This is a genomic window from Arthrobacter sp. KKT183 (assembly GCF_055657625.1).
The window spans coordinates 2,356,444-2,375,177 of the sequence record NZ_CM145770.1 but is presented as its reverse complement, the minus strand read 5'-3'; the positions used below and the strand labels follow the sequence as shown (position 1 = coordinate 2,375,177).

The following is an 18,734-nucleotide window of genomic DNA, read 5'->3' as shown; positions in this document are numbered from 1 at the left end:
TGGCGTGTAGCCCAATCCCTCAGCTCGGCGTCAAGTGGTGCCGCGCGGGGATGGGGATGGATTCAGTCCATCATGGCGCAAACCGCAAGGCGCTGGCGGCAGTCACTGCTGTTCAGGACCGTGACCTCCACCCTGGTGCTCACCGCCGTCGCGCTGGTGGCCGTTGGAGCGTTCCTCTCCAGCCAGATTGCGAACGGCCTCTACCAGGAGAGGTTGGAGCAGTTCAAGGCTGAGGCAAGCGCCGGCCTGAGCGAGGTCAAGCAGATTTTCGCACAGACCTCGGTCACTGACCGTGAGTCGACCGCGCAGCTCGTCCGCGACACGCTCCCCAGCCTCGAGGGCGGTGGCGCTGACGCTCCCCGGCAGTATTCGCTCAAGAGCGTTCCCAATCAGGAAGGCCCTATCTTCGTTTCGCCGTTCGCAAGTTCGAATCTTGTGGAGTCCTCCGCTATCCCTGAAGAGCTCGCGGAAGCCGTCCAGAACGGTGACGCCCAATACTGGTCGCCGATCACCCTCGCGACGTCCGCCTCGGGCACCGAGTTCGACGTGCCGGGTATCGCTTTCGGAACCAAGGTCACTCTTCCTCCGGATCAGACGGAATACTCGCTGTATCTGATTTACGACCTCTCCTCCATGCAGGCCACCCTTGATTACATCCACGGGGTCACGTGGATCGGTGGAACCCTCTTGCTGGTAACCATCGGCGCGATCGTCTGGCTCGTCACCAGAAGCGTGGTCGGGCCGGTCAGCCACGCTGCGCTGGTGTCCGAGAAGCTGGCAGCGGGTCAGCTGGAGGAGCGCATGGAGACCCAGGGCGAGGATGAGGTAGCCCGGCTTGGAGCCTCCTTCAATCACATGGCAGCCAGCCTGCAGGACCAGATCACCCAGCTGGCCCAGCTCTCCCAGATGCAGCAGCGGTTTGTATCGGACGTATCGCATGAGCTACGGACTCCCTTGACCACCGTTCGCATGGCCGCCGAGGTCCTCCACGAGGCGCGGGAGGACTTTGATCCGGTCAACCGGCGCTCGGCCGAAATCCTGTACAACCAGGTGGAACGCTTCCAATCGCTGCTCGCAGACCTCCTTGAAGTTTCACGCTTCGACGCGGGGGTGGCTGTGCTGGACGCTGAGGCCACTGATATCTTCCAGCTCGTCCACCACGTCATTGATGGAGCACGCCCGCTCGCCGAGAGCCATAAGTCTGAGATCACTGTGATCTCGAATGAAACGAAGTGCGTCGTAGACGCGGACCCTCGACGCATCGACCGCATCTTGCGCAACCTCGTTGTCAACGCCCTCGAGCATGGCGAAGGGAAGCCCATCAATATCTACATAGCATCGAACCCGGATGCCGTGGCAGTGGCAGTAAGGGACCACGGAATCGGCATGACTCCGCTCGACGCTGCGCGGGTGTTCGACCGCTTCTGGCGTGCGGACCCCGCACGGGCCCGCACTACAGGGGGAAGCGGTCTGGGGCTGTCGATCGCAACTGAGGATGCGCGGCTGCACGGCGCCTGGCTTCAGGCCTGGGGATCTCCGGGGGAGGGCTCCTGCTTCCGTCTTACCCTGCCCAAGCGGCGGGACTCGGTGCTGAAGGTTTCGCCATTGCCGCTACCCCCGCGGCAGGCTGCGCTCCCACCAGGTCCGGCGGCATCTCCGACGACACCGGACGCCGTTCCTACCCTTCATGGCGCGGGCGGGAGCGAGCTATGAACGCGTGGCCCCGCTTGCAGCGAGTCAGCATACTGATCCTGCTCATCTCGCTGCTCAGTGCGTGTTCGTCCATCCCCAAAGCAGGGCCGATCGGCACAATCGAGGCTACGGCCGAGGATGAGTTGGGTCCTCGCTTTGTCAACGATCCGCCACCGCCCCGAGAGGGTGCAAGCGCGGCTGAGATACTCGACGGTTTTCTTTTTGCCGGCATCGGCGTCTCCGACAACTACAGTGTGGCGCGGTCTTTTCTCACTCCCGCCCTGGCAGAGACATGGGAGCCCGAAGAGGAAATTACCATTTACCGGTCGGACTTCAAGATCAGTTCTACGCCGACCGAAGGTGAACTGCAGCTTCAGCTCGAGGTAGCCGCCTATATCGATGGATCGGGTATCCGTCGCAATGTGGCAGCGGGAACCACGGAATCGATCACCGTCCGGTTGGAACAGGTTCAGGGTCAGTGGCGCGTCGCGGAGATACCGAGCGGGATCATGATTTCCGCCGCGGACGCCGAGGCGTTCCTGCAACCGCATGAGCTGTACTTCTACAGCAGTAGTTATCAGTATTGGGTTCCCGATGTCCGGTGGTTCGTGAACCGCCAGGGTATTGCGACCAACATCGTGCAGTCGCTCATCGACGGACCGGCGCCGTATCTGCAAGGCGCAGTGACCAGCGCATTCCCCGAAAACGCAGCACTGGCTGTGGAATCGGTACCGATTGAATCCGGCACCGCAACCATCGACTTCACCCAGGACATCCTGACGGCTGCCGACAATCTGCGGCGTCAACAGATGGAACAGCAGTTGAGGGTCACCCTCACCGGCCTTAATACAGTCAATTCGGTGGAACTTAGGGCAGGGCAACCCATCGACATCGATATTGATCCAGACCTGGTTCTTCCCAAGCAGGACCCGGCTGTGCCGAGCCAACAGATAGTGATCAGCGATAACGAGCTTGCCTTCTTCCAGGGCGGTCAGCTCACGACGGAGGACGGCGTCCCCTCCGTCTCGGAGTTCGACCCGGTTGATCCCGCCATGTCCTATGACACGAGGAATTTCGCCTTTCTCAACGGTGACCGGACGGAACTCATGGCGACCGGCCTCGAGCAGAATGTCCGGACGGTCGTTACCGGGTCAAACCTCACCCACCCCAGCTATGATCCTGCCAACTGGATCTGGACGGCCGGAAGCGCGGGAGGGCGGTCCTATGTCCGCGCCGTTCCGCCGGGCGGAAGCGCCGGCAACGCCATCGAGGTTCTCACCGCTTGGCTGGGTAACCGCACGATCAGCGAGATCCGCATCTCGCGCGACGGCGCGAGGGCGCTCATCGTGGCGCAGCAATCGGGTAAGAGTCAATTGCTGTTGTCCGGTGTGAGCAGGAGTGAGGACGGAGTGCCCCAGGCGTTGAGCGATCCCATCTCCCTCAACCCCACCGGAGCCATAGACACAGCGAAATGGGTAACGGAAACTTCCGTCGTCGTCGCTGATACCGCCAACGAGGGGGCGGTGACCGCCACCTTGATTCCTTTTGCAGCCAACATCGATGAATACTCTCCGCTCGAAGGGCTTGAACACCTGAGCGCGGGCACAGGAAGCACCAACGTGTTCGCTGAAAGCGGCACCAGTATCTTCGGCGTCGTCGGTAATGCCTGGACAGACCAGGGCGTCGTAGCGCGGGACCCGTCGTTCGCAGGCTGATCGCCCTTTTCGTTGCGTTATCCACAGGCCCGTCTAATAAAGCAACCTGACCGCCTGGTCCATGGCACGGTGTAGCAATGTGGCGAGAAGATATTGCGCGCAGCCTTGACCGAATGAGACTGCATCCCGGTTGGAACAGGGTTGTGGGTGCGTTGCGGGAGTTCTGGTCCCTGATCTTTCCGACAGAGTGCGTGGTCTGCGAGCGCCCTGACAGCTCTCTCTGTCCCGATTGCGCGGCGTTTCTGCGACGCGCAACCGTGCGGCCTTTTCGGGCTGACCAGGGCGCGGAGGGCCTGCCCGAATCCGAAGGCGCGCAGACGGCGGTTGCAGCGGGCGGAGCTGACAGCTTCTCGCCGCTTCCGGTCATTGCGGCCGGGCCGTACGCCAAAGCGGTGTCCGCAGTCCTGCTCGCTTTCAAGAATCACGGTCACACCGACATTGCCCGGTGGCTGCAGGCCGCCCTCGCCGGAGCGCTGCACGAGGCCAGATGGACGCTTTGCCCTGATTCGCCGGAAGTGCTGCTGGTCCCGGTTCCAGCGCGCGCAGCGTCGATCCGGCGTCGCGGTTATGATCCGCTGACCCTGCTGCTTGATGCACTCTCCAGGCGCCGCGAGTTGCCGGCAGGAACCACCATCGCTCCCGCGGTACGCATCAGTATTCGACCGGCACTACTGTGGACGCGGATCTCAGGCGGCCTGTCACAGAAGGCCCTCGGCAAACGGGGCCGGCGACAAAACCTCCTCGGCAGTATGGAAGCTGCGCCCGCAACGCGGAACGTCGGAATCGCCCGGCCCTGCATCGTTGTGGACGATGTTCTGACAACAGGAGCCACCATCGCCGAAACCGTGCGCGTGCTGCGCGCCTCCGGCGCGGTGGTGGCAGGCGCCGTCGTTATCGCGGCCACGCCGGCCCCGAGCGGGAAGGATGCAACGACGACGGCGGTCCTCCCAGCGGTCTCGAAGGTACCTCCCAGCGAACCCGCCGAAAAAAACCGGTGGGTAGGGGTGAATTCAAACAACGGGTGAACTACCGTGAAGTATGGGTATCACAACGAAGACAGTTACCCATCGACAGCGGCTGGAAGGAGCGGATCCTCGGCCGCTGTTGTGTCACCTGAGCGATTTTGGAGGGCACTATGGAATTCATGATCAACGGACGAAACCTCGCTGTTTCTGACCGGTTCCGGGAATATGCGGAAGAGAAGATCGACAAAATCGAACAACTGGGGGACAAGGTCCAGAGGCTGGACGCGAAGGTAACGAAGGAGCCGAACGCGCGCCAGGCAGACAGCGCACTCACCGTGGAGCTCACCGTGATGCAAAAGGGTCCTGTGATCAGGGCCGAGGCGTCGGCAGCGGACAAGTTCGCAGCCTTCGATCTGGCGTACAGCAAGCTGCTGGAGAGACTGCGCAGGGCCAGGGACCGGCGCAAGGTGCACCATGGAAGGCACACACCCGTCGCAGTCCGGGAAGCGACTGCCACCCTTGAACCCGCCAGCACGGAACAACCGATCTACGCGGCTTCTTCCAACCACACGGGCAGCGATCCAGCTCAAGCAGCTGATCAGACCGGGTACGAGGTTGAAAGCGACATCCCCGCTGGCGATTCGCCGGTACTGATTCGCCGCAAGGTCTTCTCGGGAGTTCCGATGAGCCTTGATGATGCCGTCGACAATATGGAACTTGTCGGGCACGCTTTCTATCTTTTCGTTGACTCACAGACAGGGGCGCCTTCGGTCGTCTATCGTCGTCAGGGGTGGACCTACGGAGTGATCACTCTCGATTCGAAATGCGCGGACGGGCCGGAAGACCCGCATGAGGAACTTGTCGCTTACCGTTCACGTGAGTCGGCAACCGCTTAGCGTCTGAGCGGGAATCTATGGTCGAACAATGACCTCCTCCCTGACTCTCCTCCAGGCACGTCGGATCGCACTGGAGGCGCAGGGACTGGCACGGGAACGGCCCACCAATACCCCGGGAACGCGGGAGGTGGGCCGTATCCTTGCCCAGCTGCAACTTCTGCAGATCGACTCCGTGAACGTGCTCTCCCGCAGCCACTACCTGCCGCTGTTCGCACGGCTCGGACCCTACGACCGCACGCTGCTGGATCGGCTTTCGTCCCGTGCGCCCCGGCGTCTGGTGGAGTACTGGGCCCACGAGGCGAGCCTCGTCCTCCCTGAACTCTTTCCCTACCTCGTCAGCACCCAGAGCCGAAAATGGGCGAGTGCATCCTCGCTGCCCACTGAAGTGCGGCAGGTCCTCAGTAACCGCATCCTCGAGCTGCTAAGCGCAAGCCGCCCACTCACCGCGGCCGAGGTACAGGACCGCATCGGCCATTCCGAGCAGAAGAGAACGGGCCAGTGGGGCTGGAACTGGAGCTCCGCAAAAAGGGTGCTTGAGGACCTCTTTCAGCAGGGGCTCATCTCGTCCGCAGGACGGACTGCGCAGTTCGAGCGGCGCTACGCACTGACAGAAAAGGTGATGCCTGATCCGGCTCTTGCCAACCTCGACATACCCCCAGCAGATGCCTACCTTCACCTGACGGAGCGCGCAGCCCGGGCACTGGGAATCGGTACCACCCGATGTCTGGCAGATTATTTTCGTATTCCCATGAAAGCCGCGACAACCGCCGTCCATGTGCTGGTGCAGCGCGGAACACTGATTCCTGTATCGGTTGCGACGTGGAAGCAGCCCGCCTACCGCTATGCCGGATCTGTTCTTCCACGGGCTGCCACCGGAAGGGCATTGCTGAGTCCTTTCGACTCATTGGTCTTTGAACGGCGGAGGCTTGAATCGCTGTTCGGCTTCCACTACCGCATCGAGATCTACACGCCGGCTGAGAAGCGGACGTATGGCTACTACGTGTTGCCGTTCCTTCTTCGTGATTGCATGGCTGCTCGGGTGGACCTCAAGGCGGACCGGGCGCAGGGGCAGCTGCTGGTGAGAGCGGCGCATGGTGAGCCGTCGATGCCCGCGGACACCGCCGTCGAACTGGCGGCGGAACTCGTTCTCATGGCCGGATGGCTGGGACTGGACGAGCTGATCGTGGAACCGCGAGGAAACCTGTCGGCCAGCTGGCTGCGCAGATGGCCGAGGAATACGCGGGGAACTAAATCGAGGGACGGTACGTCTCTCACGTAGACTGAATTCGCCAGGAAACGGCGTACCTAGATTGGGAGCAAAAACCAGTGCCATCACTTCTTGAACGAGTCCTTCGTACCGGCGATAAGAAGACACTGAAGCAACTCCGCAACTACGCCGACGCGATCAACGTACTCGAAGATGAGTTCCGCGCCCTCAGCGACGAGGAATTGCGCGGGGAGACCGACAAGCTGAAGAAGCGCTACGAGGACGGGGAAACCCTGGAGGCGCTCCTGCCCGAGGCATTCGCTGCCGTGCGGGAAGCGGCCGGGCGCACACTGGGGCTTCGTCATTTCGACGTTCAGCTGATGGGAGGCGCTGCGCTCCATCTGGGCAACATCGCCGAAATGAAGACCGGTGAAGGGAAGACCCTCGTCGCCACCGCGCCGGCTTACCTGAACGCTCTCACCGGCAAGGGCGTCCACATCGTCACCACAAACGACTACCTGGCCGAGTACCAGTCCGACCTGATGGGCCGGGTTTTCCGTTTCCTTGGATTGAGCTGCGGCTGCATCCTGTCCAAGCAGGATCCTGCCACCCGGCGCGCACAGTACGCATCGGACATCACCTATGGCACAAACAATGAGTTCGGATTCGACTACCTCCGCGACAACATGGCCTGGAGCGCCGGCGAACTGGTCCAGCGTGGACACAACTTCGCGATCGTCGATGAGGTTGACTCGATCCTGATCGATGAGGCGCGGACGCCGCTGATTATTTCCGGGCAGGCCTCGGGTGATGTGAACCGGTGGTATACCGAGTTCTCCAAGGTGGTTACCCGCCTCACTCGGGATACGGATTATGAAGTTGACGAGAAGAAGCGCACCGTCGGTGTTCTTGAGAGCGGCATTGAGAAGGTTGAGGACTACCTCGGCATTCACAACCTCTACGAATCAGCCAATACGCCGCTGATCGGCTTCCTGAACAATGCGATCAAGGCGAAGGAACTTTTCAAGCGGGACAAGGACTACGTCGTTTTGAACGGCGAGGTCATGATTGTCGATGAGCATACGGGGCGAATGCTTGCCGGTCGGCGCTACAACGAGGGAATGCACCAGGCGATCGAGGCCAAAGAAGGCGTTGAGATCAAGGCGGAGAACCAGACCCTCGCCACGGTCACACTGCAGAACTACTTCCGCCTGTACAACAAGCTGTCGGGCATGACCGGTACTGCGGAGACGGAAGCCGCTGAGTTCATGGGAACTTACAAGCTGGGCGTTGTGCCCATTCCCACCAACCGGTCCATGATTCGCGAGGACCGCTCGGACCTGATTTACAAGAATGAGATTGCGAAGTTTGATGCCGTCGTCAAGGACATCGTGGAGCGGCACGAAAAGGGACAGCCGGTGTTGGTGGGTACAACGTCGGTTGAGAAGAGCGAGTACCTCTCCAAGCAACTCGCCAAGGCGGGCATCCGGCACGAGGTACTGAACGCGAAGAACCATGCCCGTGAGGCCTCGATCGTCGCGCAGGCGGGCCGCAAGGCTGCGGTGACGGTGGCAACCAATATGGCCGGTCGCGGTACGGACATCATGCTCGGTGGTAATGCCGAGTTCAACGCGGTGGCCGCTCTCGAGAAAAAGGGCCTGCATCCGGCGGAGAACCCAGAGGAATACGAGGCTGAATGGCCTAACGCTCTCGCCGCGGCAAAAGACGCGGTGGAGGCAGAGCAGGAGGAAGTCCGGGATCTCGGGGGGCTCTATGTGCTCGGAACGGAACGGCACGAATCCCGGCGTATCGACAACCAGCTGAGGGGCCGCTCCGGTCGTCAGGGCGATCCCGGAGCGTCTCGTTTCTATCTCTCCCTCACCGATGATCTGATGCGCTTGTTCAACTCCGGCGCTGCGGAGCGGATCATGAACAGTTCATCGATGCCTGATGACGTTGCGCTGGAATCGAAGTTGGTCTCCAAGGCGATTGAGAACGCCCAGGGCCAGGTGGAGGGACGCAACGCGGAGCAGCGAAAGAACGTCCTGAAATACGACGACGTCCTGAACCGGCAGCGTGAGGCAATCTACAGCGACCGCCGGCGCATCCTGGAGGGCGATGACCTGCACGAGAAGGTGGAGCACTTCCTCGAAGACGTAGTCACGGCGATGGTGGATGAGGCGACCGCACAGGGCCACGGCGACGACTGGGACTACGAGCTCCTCTGGACCAACCTCAAAACGCTCTATCCGATCAGTCTCACTATCGACGAGGTAGTTGAGGAAGCCGGCAGTAAGTCGAAAATCACCCGCGATTTCCTGCACGCCGAGATTCTCTCCGATGCGAAGGTCGCCTACAAGCAGCGTGAAGAGTCGCTCGGCGAGAAGTCCATGCGGGAGTTGGAGCGCCGCGTTGTCCTGTCTGTCATTGGCAGGAAGTGGCAGGAGCATCTCTACGAGATGGATTATCTGAAGGAAGGCATCGGTCTGCGTGCCATGGCACAGCGCGATCCGCTCGTGGAGTACCAACGTGAGGGATTCGTACTGTTCCAGGCGATGATGGAAGCCATTCGCGAGGAGAGCATCGGCTACATCTTCAACCTTGAGGTTGAAGTAGCGCCGGCACAGCGGTCGGGACTGCCTGGCGTGGCAGATGGCCGCGGGCTGGTGGACACCCCGACAATCAAGGCTGCAGGTCTTGAGGAACCTGAGCGCCCTGCCAGCCTGGCGTTCACATCACCCAACGCTCAGGGTGGCGTGGAGACCCGGGTCGAAAGACGGCGCAGCGAGGCTGATGATGACTCCGCTAAGGGCGGTCGGGCGGAACAGCGCGCTGCTGCCAAGCGCCGCCGCAAGTAGCCGTTTGGCGGTGGTGCCAAATCGGAGGACGTCATCCGATTTGAAGTTCGGTGACGCGCCACTGGCCACGCCAGCGCTCGATCCGCAGGGCGATTGCCCTGGCGCGTTGTTGCTCTGCTGCGACAACTGAAACTTCGAAAATTGAGGCAGTGATCGGACAAATGCGCACGCTTCGAATGAGGACGTTGCGATGAAGGCGTGAGGCGCTGCTACCGGTTCTTCCGCCAGATGCGGATCCTCGTGTTTGTTCGATGCTGCGAACCAGATTGGAACGCAGCTGAAGACGCTCATAGCTGCGCGCGTCGAGCATCCTTGCCATCTGCTGCAGCGGTCTCGTTCCGCCGAGAACCTCGAGGGCGCCCCGGGCGACCTTCCTGGCCAGGGTCTCGAGCTCGTCCGGGATCACCGGTTCCGGGCTCGGCATCGGGGCAGGCGGCCGCGGAAGCGAAAGTACCGTTGCTTCATCTGTCCGGCCAAGGGCCGTTGGGTCATGGAGCAGGAGAGGGCGCGGCGCGCCGCTTACCTTCGCAAGGGGCGCAACGTCGGCGGTGGTGGGCAGATGGGAGATGGCGCTCACGTGGTTTCCTCGTTTCATTTCGATGCCGGTGAAGCACCCATTGGCGGATGGAGTATCTGTCCGGGCAGAAGCAGCTCCGGGTTGTCTCCGATAACGTCCCTGTTCGCCGCATACCAATGCGGCCAGATCTCGGCTACTTTCGCGTCCGAGGCTGCCGGACCCAGATGCCGGGCAGTCAGGCTCCACAGCGAGTCGCCTGGCTGCACCACCATTTCTTCCGGTCCCGCACCTGGGGCAGACCCACTGTCGCGCGGGTCTTTGACCAGCAGGCCTCCAGCGGTGGGTTGCGCGCTTGGTTGCCAGGAAGGTTTGAGTACTTGTGGTGCTTCAACCGGTACCCATTGAGGGTTCAGGTTGGAGATCTCCTCCCCACCGTTAGCCTGCCCACCGTTAACCTGCCCAGCGGAAGCCTGCACAGCGGCGGATGACAATGGAGCTACGGCAGTTCCAGCATGTGCGCACGGGACCGTGATCAGATTAACACCCAGAGCCAGGCAAGCCGCCCGCCGCATGAAGATCGGAGCAAGAGATCCGATCCGCTGCGCGGCTTGTGGACGGCCCTGCCGGCGAAGCAACTCCGCCAGAATGGCGAAGCAGAAGCTGAGACTCCACCATGCCAGGACCAATGCGCCAAGGATGGCGACTCCCGCGCCCACCACTGTCGACAAACCGCTCCCGGTAGTGGAGAGCGCCTGAGCCTCCGCCAGCGTCTTCCCACCGAAAGCCAAAGCGCTGCCGAGCAACAGAATGGCAAGGACTGATCCTGTTTCCATCCACGTCGATTTCATTCCAACTCCGTTTGGTGCAGTTTGATGCAGTTTGATGTGTTCGATAGGACTTGTCTATCGTGGATCGTGTTGAATGTCTACTGGTTGACCCGATGATTTCATCGACCGTAGGCTGGTCCGATGCGCTGGACAGCACTTTTTGACGACATTGAGGCGCAGCTGGAAGCTGCGGAGCGGATCGCCGGCGACGCTGAAGTCGCGGACCGTGTTCGTCGTGAACAGGGTGGAGTGACCATCGCTGACCGCGTCCGCGGTCAGCTTGGTTTCGTTCTCAGGGTGGAAACGTCAGGCGGGGGGAAATTTGACGGTGAGTTGACCCACGTCGGCTCGGAGTGGCTCGTCCTGAGCAAAGCCCCAGCGGAAGTGATAGTTCCCCTCACCGCCATCAGTCTTATCGGGGGCCTGGGTCGCAACGTTGCCGTTGGAACTTCGCGCGTAAGGGAAGGACTGGGGCTTGGATCCGCCCTACGAACTCTCGCCAGGGACCGTGCACGCGTCATCGTGCACCGGGTCGAGGGGAGCCCACGGATCGAAGGAATCATCGACCGGGTGGGTAAGGATTTTCTCGAGATTGCGGCGGTTTTGCCCGGTGAACTGCGGCGATCGGCGAGCGTTTCTGCCGTCTACGCTGTTCCCTTTGCGGGAATCGCTGCGGTCTCCTCGAATTGACCGTCTGAGCGCGGTGCCCAGCAGGCACCGCGCTCAAACATCGGCGGAGCAGGTTCCCTAAAGTTCCTGCTCCACATGTATGCCGTCCTTCACACTTGCTGCTGTTCTCTGGTAGGCGCGTGCGATGTAGTCCTCGAGTACCTGAGTCTCCACCCGCCATTGCCCACGGCCGCCAACCTGGATGGCTGGAAGCTCACCAGAGCGCACCAACGCGTAAGTCTGCGACGACGAGATATTGAGCACCTCGCCTACATCGGCCAGGGTCATGAACCGTTTCTGTGCCACGAAAGCCGCCTTCCCTTCGTTCCACGCAGGAAACCCTTCTGTCCCATCTTGCCACCCCTGAGCACTTCGGATCTCGATATCCACAGTTTGCTGCCAATTTGTCCTTTTGGTTTCCATTTGTTCGGACACTGCAACAGAATTACTTCGGGCGCGACTCCGTCGACGAGTTGCGTAGATGATTGTTAAGAGCGGGGAACAGGGGAACAACACGTGAGTCTCAAGATCGATAGTCCAGCGAGCACAGGAGCGCCGGTCCGTCTGCGGAAGCCGTCGTGGAAGGACCCTCGTCTCCTCGTCGGGATACTGCTCGTGTGTGTGTCAGTCGTTGGTGTGATCGCGCTCGTCGAAAGTGCAAACAAAACTGTCGCGATCTATGCCGCGCGAGGGGATTTGCCGGTTGGTTCGGAGCTCACTGAAGAGGATTTCCGCATCGTGCCGGTGCGGTTGGGGGAGGTCGAGGATTCGTACAGAATGGTCAGTGAAGGCCTTCCGGAGAACGCAGTTGCTTTGAGGCTTATCTCTGCGGGAGAACTGCTTCCTGCCTCCGGCCTAGGAGCGCCGGATGCCCTCGACCGTAAACCGGTAGGTTTGACCATCGAGGATCCGCTGCCCGCCGGAACCGCCACCGGTGACCGCGTCGACGTCTGGGTGTCACCACGCGGCGAGGGCAACGGCTTCGGCGCTCCGGAGCTGCTGCTTGAAGGTGCCGAGATCTATGACTACGCGGAGGAGGACTCCGCGCTGGGAGCCACCTCTTCTGCCCGCGTTTTCGTGCTGGTCGCTGATGAGACTCTTCCTGCGCTCCTTGATGCGCTGTCCAATGAGGCGAGGATCGCCGTCGTCGTTAATGCAGGTGCCCAGTGAGTATCCCAGTGGTAACGCTCGGAAGTTCCGCCAGCGACTGCGTGCCCGGTCTGGAACAGCTTCGCGGTCCAGTCACTGTGGTTCGGCGCTGCGCTGAATTCGCGGACATGATTGCGGCTTGCCAGACGGGGATCGCGCGGGCTGCAATCATCGCCTTCGATGCAGAAGAGCTCACGGCCTCGCTGGTGGAACGCCTGCGTACCGCTGATGTGGCCGTCGTTGCCTTGACCGACGACGACGACGCAAGGGAACGGCTGCGTGCGCTCGGGGTACGGCATCTTGCCTCCTCTGCGCCCTCCGTAGTCCTGGCAGATGAGGTTGCCGCCGCCGTTGCGGATCTCGAATCACAGCGCACGGGAAGCCTGATCGGTTCGTTCGCGGATACTTCACGTGCACTGGCGCCCCAAGCGCCGTCCCGGTCCGAAGAAGTCGAGCCAGATGGGAACGGCATCGTGTTCGCTGCGTGGGGCCCCACCGGTGCCCCGGGCCGCACCACGGTAGCGGTCAATGTTGCAGCCGAACTGGCTGCGACAGGTTCCCGCGTCCTGCTCGTCGACGCCGACAGCTACGGCGCGAGCGTTGCCGCGTTCCTCGGACTGCTGGATGAGTCAGCGGGCATCGCCCAAGCCTGTCGCCTTGCAGATCAGGGCGTCCTCAACGCAGCGGCGCTGGAGCGAATCTGCACCAAAGTGGCACTCGACGGGCACGCACTCTTTGTCCTGACCGGCGTCACCCGCGCTGATAGGTGGGCGGAGGTGAGACCGTCCGCGCTTGGCCTTGTTCTGGCACTTGCGCGTTCGATGTTCAATTTCATAGTGATTGACTGTGCATTCGGTCTCGAAGCGGATGAAGAATTGAGCTTCGACACCCTAGCCCCGCGCCGGAACGGGGCGACGCTGCGGTGCCTTGAGCTGGCGGACGAGGTGTATGCAATCGGATCCGCTGATTCGGTTGGGGTTCCCCGCCTTGTGCGGGCGTTGACCGAGCTGGATGAAGTGGTGCCCACACTGACGCCACGGGTCGTGTTCAACAAAGTACGGGCAGCGTCGGTGGGCCGTTCGCCCGAGCGACAGCTTCGCGAGGCATGGGAACGCTTTGGTCCGTCCGTTCCTATTTCAACTTTCCTGCCCGCCGACTTCGAGGCTGCTGATGACGCCCTTCTCAAGGGTTCGACGCTGCGGGAAGCGGCTGCAGCCTCACCACTTCGCCAGGCGATCGCCTCACTGGTTGATGCACCGATTGAACAACGGCGGCGCGGCTCTACTAGGCCAACCTCCAACGAAATGAAGTTTTCCAGCAACGGCGTTAGGCTTCCACAGTAAGGGGGTCGCGAAGGGGCGGCCTTTCATTTCGTTACGGAGGCGGTTCATGTCGTCTGGATCCAGCACCACGGAACAGTCCAGCTCTGACACATCATTCACCGAGTTCATCCAGCACTATTACCAGCACCTCGCGGATGACGATGCCGGCACCTATTCGCCGGACGCGCTGACCAAACGGGCGCTTGAGCACCGCTCGGTGGCCGCAATCCGGTCCACGGGTGAGGCGCTTGTCGGGGTCTTTGACCAGGACGACGCGAGCATAGTCATGATCGTCACTGACGATATGCCTTTCCTCGTCGACTCCGTGACAGCGGAGCTGGTGCGCCAGCAAGCGGCCATCCGGCTGGTAGTGCACCCAACTTTCGTCACGGTGCGTCACCGGTCATCCCACGAGCTCATGCGGCTGCGACGGGTTCCGTCCTCAGCAGGTTCATCGAGTGGAGATACCGCGGCACTTCCAAACCTCGCCGATCTGGTGGCCGAGAGTGACGTCAGTGCGCACGTCGAATCCTGGATCGCGGTCGAGATCGGCCGAATCAGCGACGAGAAGCGGCGTGCAGAGATTATTGAAGGCCTGCAGCGCGTCCTCACGGACGTCCGCGCTGCAGTTGAGGACTGGGCGGCGATGCGCAGCAAGCTGCGCGAAGTGTCATCAACGCTGCAGCAGGTGCCGGCAGATGCCGGGATACCAGGTCTTGAGCAGGCGCAGGAGCTGTTGGCGTGGCTGGACGGGGGGAATTTCACGTTCCTCGGCTACAAGGAATACGACCTCGAGACAGAAAATGGTGAGGACGTTCTCCGCGTCCGTGAAGACAGCGGGCTGGGCCTGCTGCGTCACCCGATCGATGGCCGGCCCGTCCAGCATCTGACGCAGGCTGGCCGCGCCAAAGCCCGTGAGAAGCAGCCGCTCGTCATTACCAAGGCCAATTCACGCTCGACGGTACACCGCGCGGCTTACCTCGACTACATCGGCATCAAGCGGTTCGACAGCCAGGGCAACGTATCCGGTGAGCGGCGGTTTATCGGATTGTTCGCCACGAGCGCCTACACCGGATCCGTTCGCAGCGTTCCTATCGTCCGGGACAAAGTGAATGAGGTGTTACACCGTTGCGGGTTCCCTTCGGACTCGCATTCCGGTAAGGACCTGCTGTCCATTCTCGAGACGTACCCGCGGGATGAGCTGTTCCAGGTTGATGTTGATGACCTCGTCACGACGGCCATGGGCATCCTGAGGCTGCAGGAGAGGCGCCGTACAAGGCTGTTCCTCCGCCCGGATACCTATGGACGGTTCATGTCCGCACTGGTATACCTCCCGCGGGATCGCTACACAACCAGCGTTCGGCTGCGCATCGAGGATGAGCTGCGGCGTACATTCAAGGCCGAGTCCATCGATTACGAGGCGCGGATGAGTGAATCCGCCCTCGCGCGTCTGTTCTTCCGCATCCGGCTTCCCAAGGGTGCCGAAGTAGCCCACGTTGAGGTTGCCGAGCTTGAGCAGCGCCTCGTGATGGCTGCCCGTTCCTGGTCCGAGGGCATCGATGAAGTGGCACGGACCCGGTTCAACCGCCGGGATGCAGATCGATTCTCACGCCTGTGGGCTGAGGCGTTCCCGGCTGCCTATCGTGTTGATTACGAAGTGGAGGACGCGCTCGAGGACATCGAACGGTTCGCCGCCTATGACCGGATGGATACAGCCGGTCCGATCATGCATGTCTACGTTCCATCAGGTGCAGGCGAGCATCTGGAAGAGGACGCGCGGCTCAAGTTATATCTCACCGAGCCGAAAAGCCTCAGTCAGATCTTGCCGTTCCTGCACAATCTCGGTCTGGAGGTGCTCGACGAGCGTCCCTTCGAGATTGAACGTTCCGACGGCCGGGACTTCTTCCTCTACGACCTCGGCTTGCGTTACCCGCGGGGAATTGACCCAACAGGTACGGGTGAACTGTTGGAGGAGGCATTCGCCGCCGCCATGGCTAATGCCAGTGAATCCGATTCATTCGATCGACTCGTCCTGAAGGAAAACCTGCGCTGGCGGCAGGTAGCCATTCTTCGCAGTTATGCGAAGTACATGCGGCAAATGGGCAACATGAACTCATACGGGTTCATCAGCGACACTCTGCTGGCCAACCCCGGGGTAACGCGCAAGCTGATTGCGCTCTTCGAGGGACGCTTCGATCCCGACCTCAGTTCCGGACAGCGCGAAGAAACGACGGCTCGCGTGCGTCGCGAGTTGGACTCTGACCTGGAGCAGGTTCCCACTCTTGACGCTGACCGGGTGCTTCGCACCTTCGCCAACGTCATCGAAGCGACACTGCGCACAAACTACTTCCAGGACCAGCACCACATCAGCTACAAGCTGAACACTGCTGCCATCGAGGGAGCTCCGCATCCGCGCCCGAAGTTTGAAATCTGGGTGTACTCACCTCAGGTCGAAGGCGTTCACCTACGTTTCGGGGACATTGCGCGGGGTGGACTGCGTTGGTCCGATAGGCGCGAAGACTTCCGCACAGAGATTCTCGGCCTTGTAAAGGCCCAAACGGTGAAGAATGCTGTGATCGTTCCGACTGGTGCGAAGGGTGGTTTCTACGCCAAGCAGTTGCCTGATCCCGCACAGGATCGCGCAGCGTGGATGGCAGAGGGCCAGGCAAGCTACCGCACGTTCATCCGCGCCCTCCTCGACATCACAGATAACCTCGTGACTACAGAGGACGGCGAGCAGGTTGTTCCACCCGAAAGGGTGGTCCGGCATGATGGCGACGACAGCTATCTTGTGGTGGCCGCGGATAAGGGGACAGCTTCCTTCTCAGACATCGCCAACGAGCTTTCCGCTGAATACGGCTTCTGGCTGGGCGATGCCTTCGCATCGGGTGGTTCCGTTGGGTATGACCACAAGGCAATGGGCATAACAGCCCGCGGGGCGTGGGAATCGGTAAAGCGACACTTCAGCGAGTTCGGGGTGGACACACAATCCGAAGAGTTCACAGTGGCCGGTGTCGGTGACATGAGCGGAGACGTCTTCGGTAACGGAATGTTGCTCTCGACGCACATCCGCCTCGTAGCGGCTTTCGATCATCGCCATATTTTTCTGGACCCCAACCCCGACGCATCGAGATCGTTCGACGAGCGCAAGCGGCTCTTTGAACTTCCGCGGTCCAGTTGGGCCGATTACAACCCGGAGCTGATCAGTGAGGGCGGCGGTGTATACGCGCGTCACGTGAAATCCATACCGGTTTCGGCGCAGGTCCGCGAGGCACTCGGTCTTGATCCCTCGGTGACGAGCATGAGTCCGCCGGAACTTCTCCGTGCCATCCTCAGCGCTCCGGTTGACCTTCTGTACAACGGCGGTATCGGCACCTACGTAAAAGCCTCCACCGAGTCACACGCAGATGTGGGCGACAAGGCAAATGATGCCATCAGGGTCGACGGGAACCAGCTGCGTGCACGCGTGGTCGGCGAGGGCGGAAACCTCGGAATGACCCAGCGCGGACGCATCGAGGCGGCGCTGAAGGGAGTAATCCTGAATACCGACGCAATCGACAACTCAGCAGGCGTGGATTGTTCTGACCACGAGGTCAACATCAAGATATTCGTTGACCGTATGGTCCGCGTGGGGCGTCTGGGGGAGGATGAGCGCACAGAATTCCTGCACTCGATGACTGAGGAAGTGGCCGAACTCGTTCTTCAGGACAACATCGACCAGAACGTGCTGCTTCTCAACGACCGCCAGCGGGTACTGGAATGGAGCCCGAGCTTCGAGCGCTTGATGGACTGGCTGGAGTCCCATGCAGATCTCAACCGGGAACTGGAAGCTCTTCCCACCACTGTCGAGCTCCGGTCACGGGTAGAAAGCGGACAAGGCCTTACCGCGCCGGAGTTGTCGGTCCTCGCCGCCTACGCCAAGATCGAGCTGACCAAGGCACTGACCCGAAGCGACCTCGCTGATGATCCCTGGTTCAAGGGAACTTTGCGGCGTTATTTCCCCAGGCAGGTGGTCGAACGGTTCGACGAGGAGCTCGATACCCATCCGCTGCGCCGCGAGATCATTTCGACCGTCATCGCGAACGACATGGTCAATATGGGCGGAATCACCTTTGTTTTCCGCGTGATGGAAGAAACATCGGTGAACGAGTCCGTCGTCGCACGTGCCTTCGTTGCACTGCGGGAGATCTACGAACTGGACCACATCGTCGAAGCTCTTTCGGAGCTTCCTCCAAGCTTTCCGACTGAGCACTGGACCACGGTCCACCTCGATGTGCGCAGGTTGCTTGACCGGGCTGTGCGGTGGTTCGTCAACCACGTTGGCCGTGGCACAACAGTGGAAGAAGATATCGCTGCCTTCAAGCCGCTGCTCGATCCGCTGCGCACCAAGCTCGTCAACTACGTGCGCGGCGGGGACCTGGAACGGGTGCGCAGCTGGTTCCAGCGCGCTGAGGAGTGGGGACTGCCCGATTCGATTGCGCAGCACTGGGCGGAGCAATTCGAGTCATTCGGCCTGCTGGACGTTGCGCTCATCTCGCGTCGCGTCGATGAGCCGGTCGAGCGCATCGCCGAGGTCTACTACGCCATTTACGACCGCTTCAATGTGGATAACCTGCTTGAGCGCATCACTTCATTGCCCAGGGAGGACCGCTGGCAGGCGCTCGCTCGCGCTGCGCTCCGCGATGATCTCTACTCGACTGTCTCTGAGATGACCGTGTCAGTCATGAACAGCTCATCGCATCTCGGATCGTCAGACGCGTCCAGCAGGCTCCAGGAGTGGGAGAACCTCAATGCTGAGCACCTCGACCGGGCAAAGAAGATGTTCGCCGAGGTGAATCAGCTTGAACGCGATGACATGGCATCCCTCTCAGTTGCACTACGCTTGCTGCGTTCAATAGTGCGGCAGTAAGGGAGACA

The 18,734-nt window shown here is 61.2% G+C and carries 13 protein-coding genes; 10 read left to right on the top strand and 3 right to left on the bottom strand.

All coding sequences use genetic code 11. The features are described from left to right. The first annotated feature begins 72 nt into the window (after positions 1-72). The 6 genes from mtrB to secA all read left to right on the top strand — a co-directional run bounded on the left by mtrB (position 73) and on the right by secA (position 9,333). The gene (mtrB, locus tag ACZ2GY_RS11255; protein WP_471671909.1) at positions 73-1,713 is read left to right on the top strand and encodes an MtrAB system histidine kinase MtrB; all 1,641 of its coding nucleotides are present in this window, start codon (positions 73-75) and stop codon (positions 1,711-1,713) included. Further along, the gene (locus ACZ2GY_RS11250) at positions 1,710-3,407 is read left to right on the top strand and encodes an LpqB family beta-propeller domain-containing protein (RefSeq protein ID WP_471671908.1); all 1,698 of its coding nucleotides are present in this window, start codon (positions 1,710-1,712) and stop codon (positions 3,405-3,407) included. The genes mtrB and ACZ2GY_RS11250 overlap by 4 nt, the downstream gene beginning before the upstream one ends. A gap of 113 nt (positions 3,408-3,520) precedes the next feature. After that, positions 3,521-4,432, top strand: a complete 912-nt coding sequence (locus ACZ2GY_RS11245; RefSeq protein WP_471671907.1) for a ComF family protein — start codon at positions 3,521-3,523, stop codon at positions 4,430-4,432. A 110-nt stretch (positions 4,433-4,542) separates the two neighbouring features. After that, complete coding sequence (gene hpf, locus ACZ2GY_RS11240; protein ID WP_277358346.1) at positions 4,543-5,268, top strand: ribosome hibernation-promoting factor, HPF/YfiA family; 726 nt, start codon at positions 4,543-4,545, stop codon at positions 5,266-5,268. Positions 5,269-5,296: 28 nt separating this feature from the next. Then, complete coding sequence (locus tag ACZ2GY_RS11235) at positions 5,297-6,547, top strand: winged helix-turn-helix domain-containing protein (RefSeq protein ID WP_471671906.1); 1,251 nt, start codon at positions 5,297-5,299, stop codon at positions 6,545-6,547. A 47-nt stretch (positions 6,548-6,594) separates the two neighbouring features. Beyond that, positions 6,595-9,333, top strand: a complete 2,739-nt coding sequence (gene secA / locus ACZ2GY_RS11230) for a preprotein translocase subunit SecA (RefSeq protein WP_277358348.1) — start codon at positions 6,595-6,597, stop codon at positions 9,331-9,333. 31 nt (positions 9,334-9,364) lie between these two features. Here secA and ACZ2GY_RS11225 read toward each other — a convergent pair whose 3' ends face one another. Together ACZ2GY_RS11225 and ACZ2GY_RS11220 are read right to left on the bottom strand one after the other, a co-directional pair. Further along, entirely contained in the window at positions 9,365-9,910 is a 546-nt protein-coding gene (locus tag ACZ2GY_RS11225) for an Rv3235 family protein (protein ID WP_277358349.1), read from the bottom strand. A gap of 14 nt (positions 9,911-9,924) precedes the next feature. After that, positions 9,925-10,698, bottom strand: coding sequence for a LysM peptidoglycan-binding domain-containing protein (locus tag ACZ2GY_RS11220; RefSeq protein WP_471671905.1), 774 nt, complete (start codon positions 10,696-10,698; stop codon positions 9,925-9,927). A 120-nt stretch (positions 10,699-10,818) separates the two neighbouring features. Between ACZ2GY_RS11220 and ACZ2GY_RS11215 the strand changes: the two genes are divergently transcribed. Then, the gene (locus ACZ2GY_RS11215; protein WP_471671904.1) at positions 10,819-11,367 is read left to right on the top strand and encodes a hypothetical protein; all 549 of its coding nucleotides are present in this window, start codon (positions 10,819-10,821) and stop codon (positions 11,365-11,367) included. 57 nt (positions 11,368-11,424) lie between these two features. On the opposite strand, the gene ACZ2GY_RS11210 is transcribed toward ACZ2GY_RS11215, so the two are convergent. Beyond that, a complete protein-coding gene (locus ACZ2GY_RS11210) occupies positions 11,425-11,652 on the bottom strand; it encodes a helix-turn-helix domain-containing protein (protein WP_277358352.1) in 228 nt (75 codons plus the stop codon). Positions 11,653-11,862: 210 nt separating this feature from the next. Between ACZ2GY_RS11210 and ACZ2GY_RS11205 the strand changes: the two genes are divergently transcribed. The 3 genes from ACZ2GY_RS11205 to ACZ2GY_RS11195 are packed head-to-tail and all read left to right on the top strand — an operon-like array spanning position 11,863 to position 18,726. Continuing rightward, positions 11,863-12,516: an SAF domain-containing protein gene (locus ACZ2GY_RS11205; RefSeq protein ID WP_277358353.1), complete on the top strand. Its 654-nt coding sequence runs from the start codon at positions 11,863-11,865 to the stop codon at positions 12,514-12,516. Beyond that, positions 12,513-13,838: an AAA family ATPase gene (locus ACZ2GY_RS11200; protein ID WP_471671903.1), complete on the top strand. Its 1,326-nt coding sequence runs from the start codon at positions 12,513-12,515 to the stop codon at positions 13,836-13,838. The genes ACZ2GY_RS11205 and ACZ2GY_RS11200 overlap by 4 nt, the downstream gene beginning before the upstream one ends. 46 nt (positions 13,839-13,884) lie before the next feature. Next, positions 13,885-18,726: an NAD-glutamate dehydrogenase gene (locus ACZ2GY_RS11195; protein WP_471671902.1), complete on the top strand. Its 4,842-nt coding sequence runs from the start codon at positions 13,885-13,887 to the stop codon at positions 18,724-18,726. The last annotated feature ends 8 nt before the right edge of the window (positions 18,727-18,734 follow it).

What these genes read in the sequence shown, in the direction of transcription:
- ACZ2GY_RS11220 (WP_471671905.1), bottom strand. Translation starts at nt 10,698, where the DNA reads ATGAAATCGACGTGGATGGAAACAGGATCAGTCCTTGCCATTCTGTTG.
- ACZ2GY_RS11250 (WP_471671908.1), top strand. Translation starts at nt 1,710, where the DNA reads ATGAACGCGTGGCCCCGCTTGCAGCGAGTCAGCATACTGATCCTGCTC.
- ACZ2GY_RS11245 (WP_471671907.1), top strand. Translation starts at nt 3,521, where the DNA reads ATGAGACTGCATCCCGGTTGGAACAGGGTTGTGGGTGCGTTGCGGGAG.
- ACZ2GY_RS11195 (WP_471671902.1), top strand. Translation starts at nt 13,885, where the DNA reads ATGTCGTCTGGATCCAGCACCACGGAACAGTCCAGCTCTGACACATCA.
- mtrB (WP_471671909.1), top strand. Translation starts at nt 73, where the DNA reads ATGGCGCAAACCGCAAGGCGCTGGCGGCAGTCACTGCTGTTCAGGACC.
- ACZ2GY_RS11235 (WP_471671906.1), top strand. Translation starts at nt 5,297, where the DNA reads ATGACCTCCTCCCTGACTCTCCTCCAGGCACGTCGGATCGCACTGGAG.
- ACZ2GY_RS11215 (WP_471671904.1), top strand. Translation starts at nt 10,819, where the DNA reads ATGCGCTGGACAGCACTTTTTGACGACATTGAGGCGCAGCTGGAAGCT.
- hpf (WP_277358346.1), top strand. Translation starts at nt 4,543, where the DNA reads ATGGAATTCATGATCAACGGACGAAACCTCGCTGTTTCTGACCGGTTC.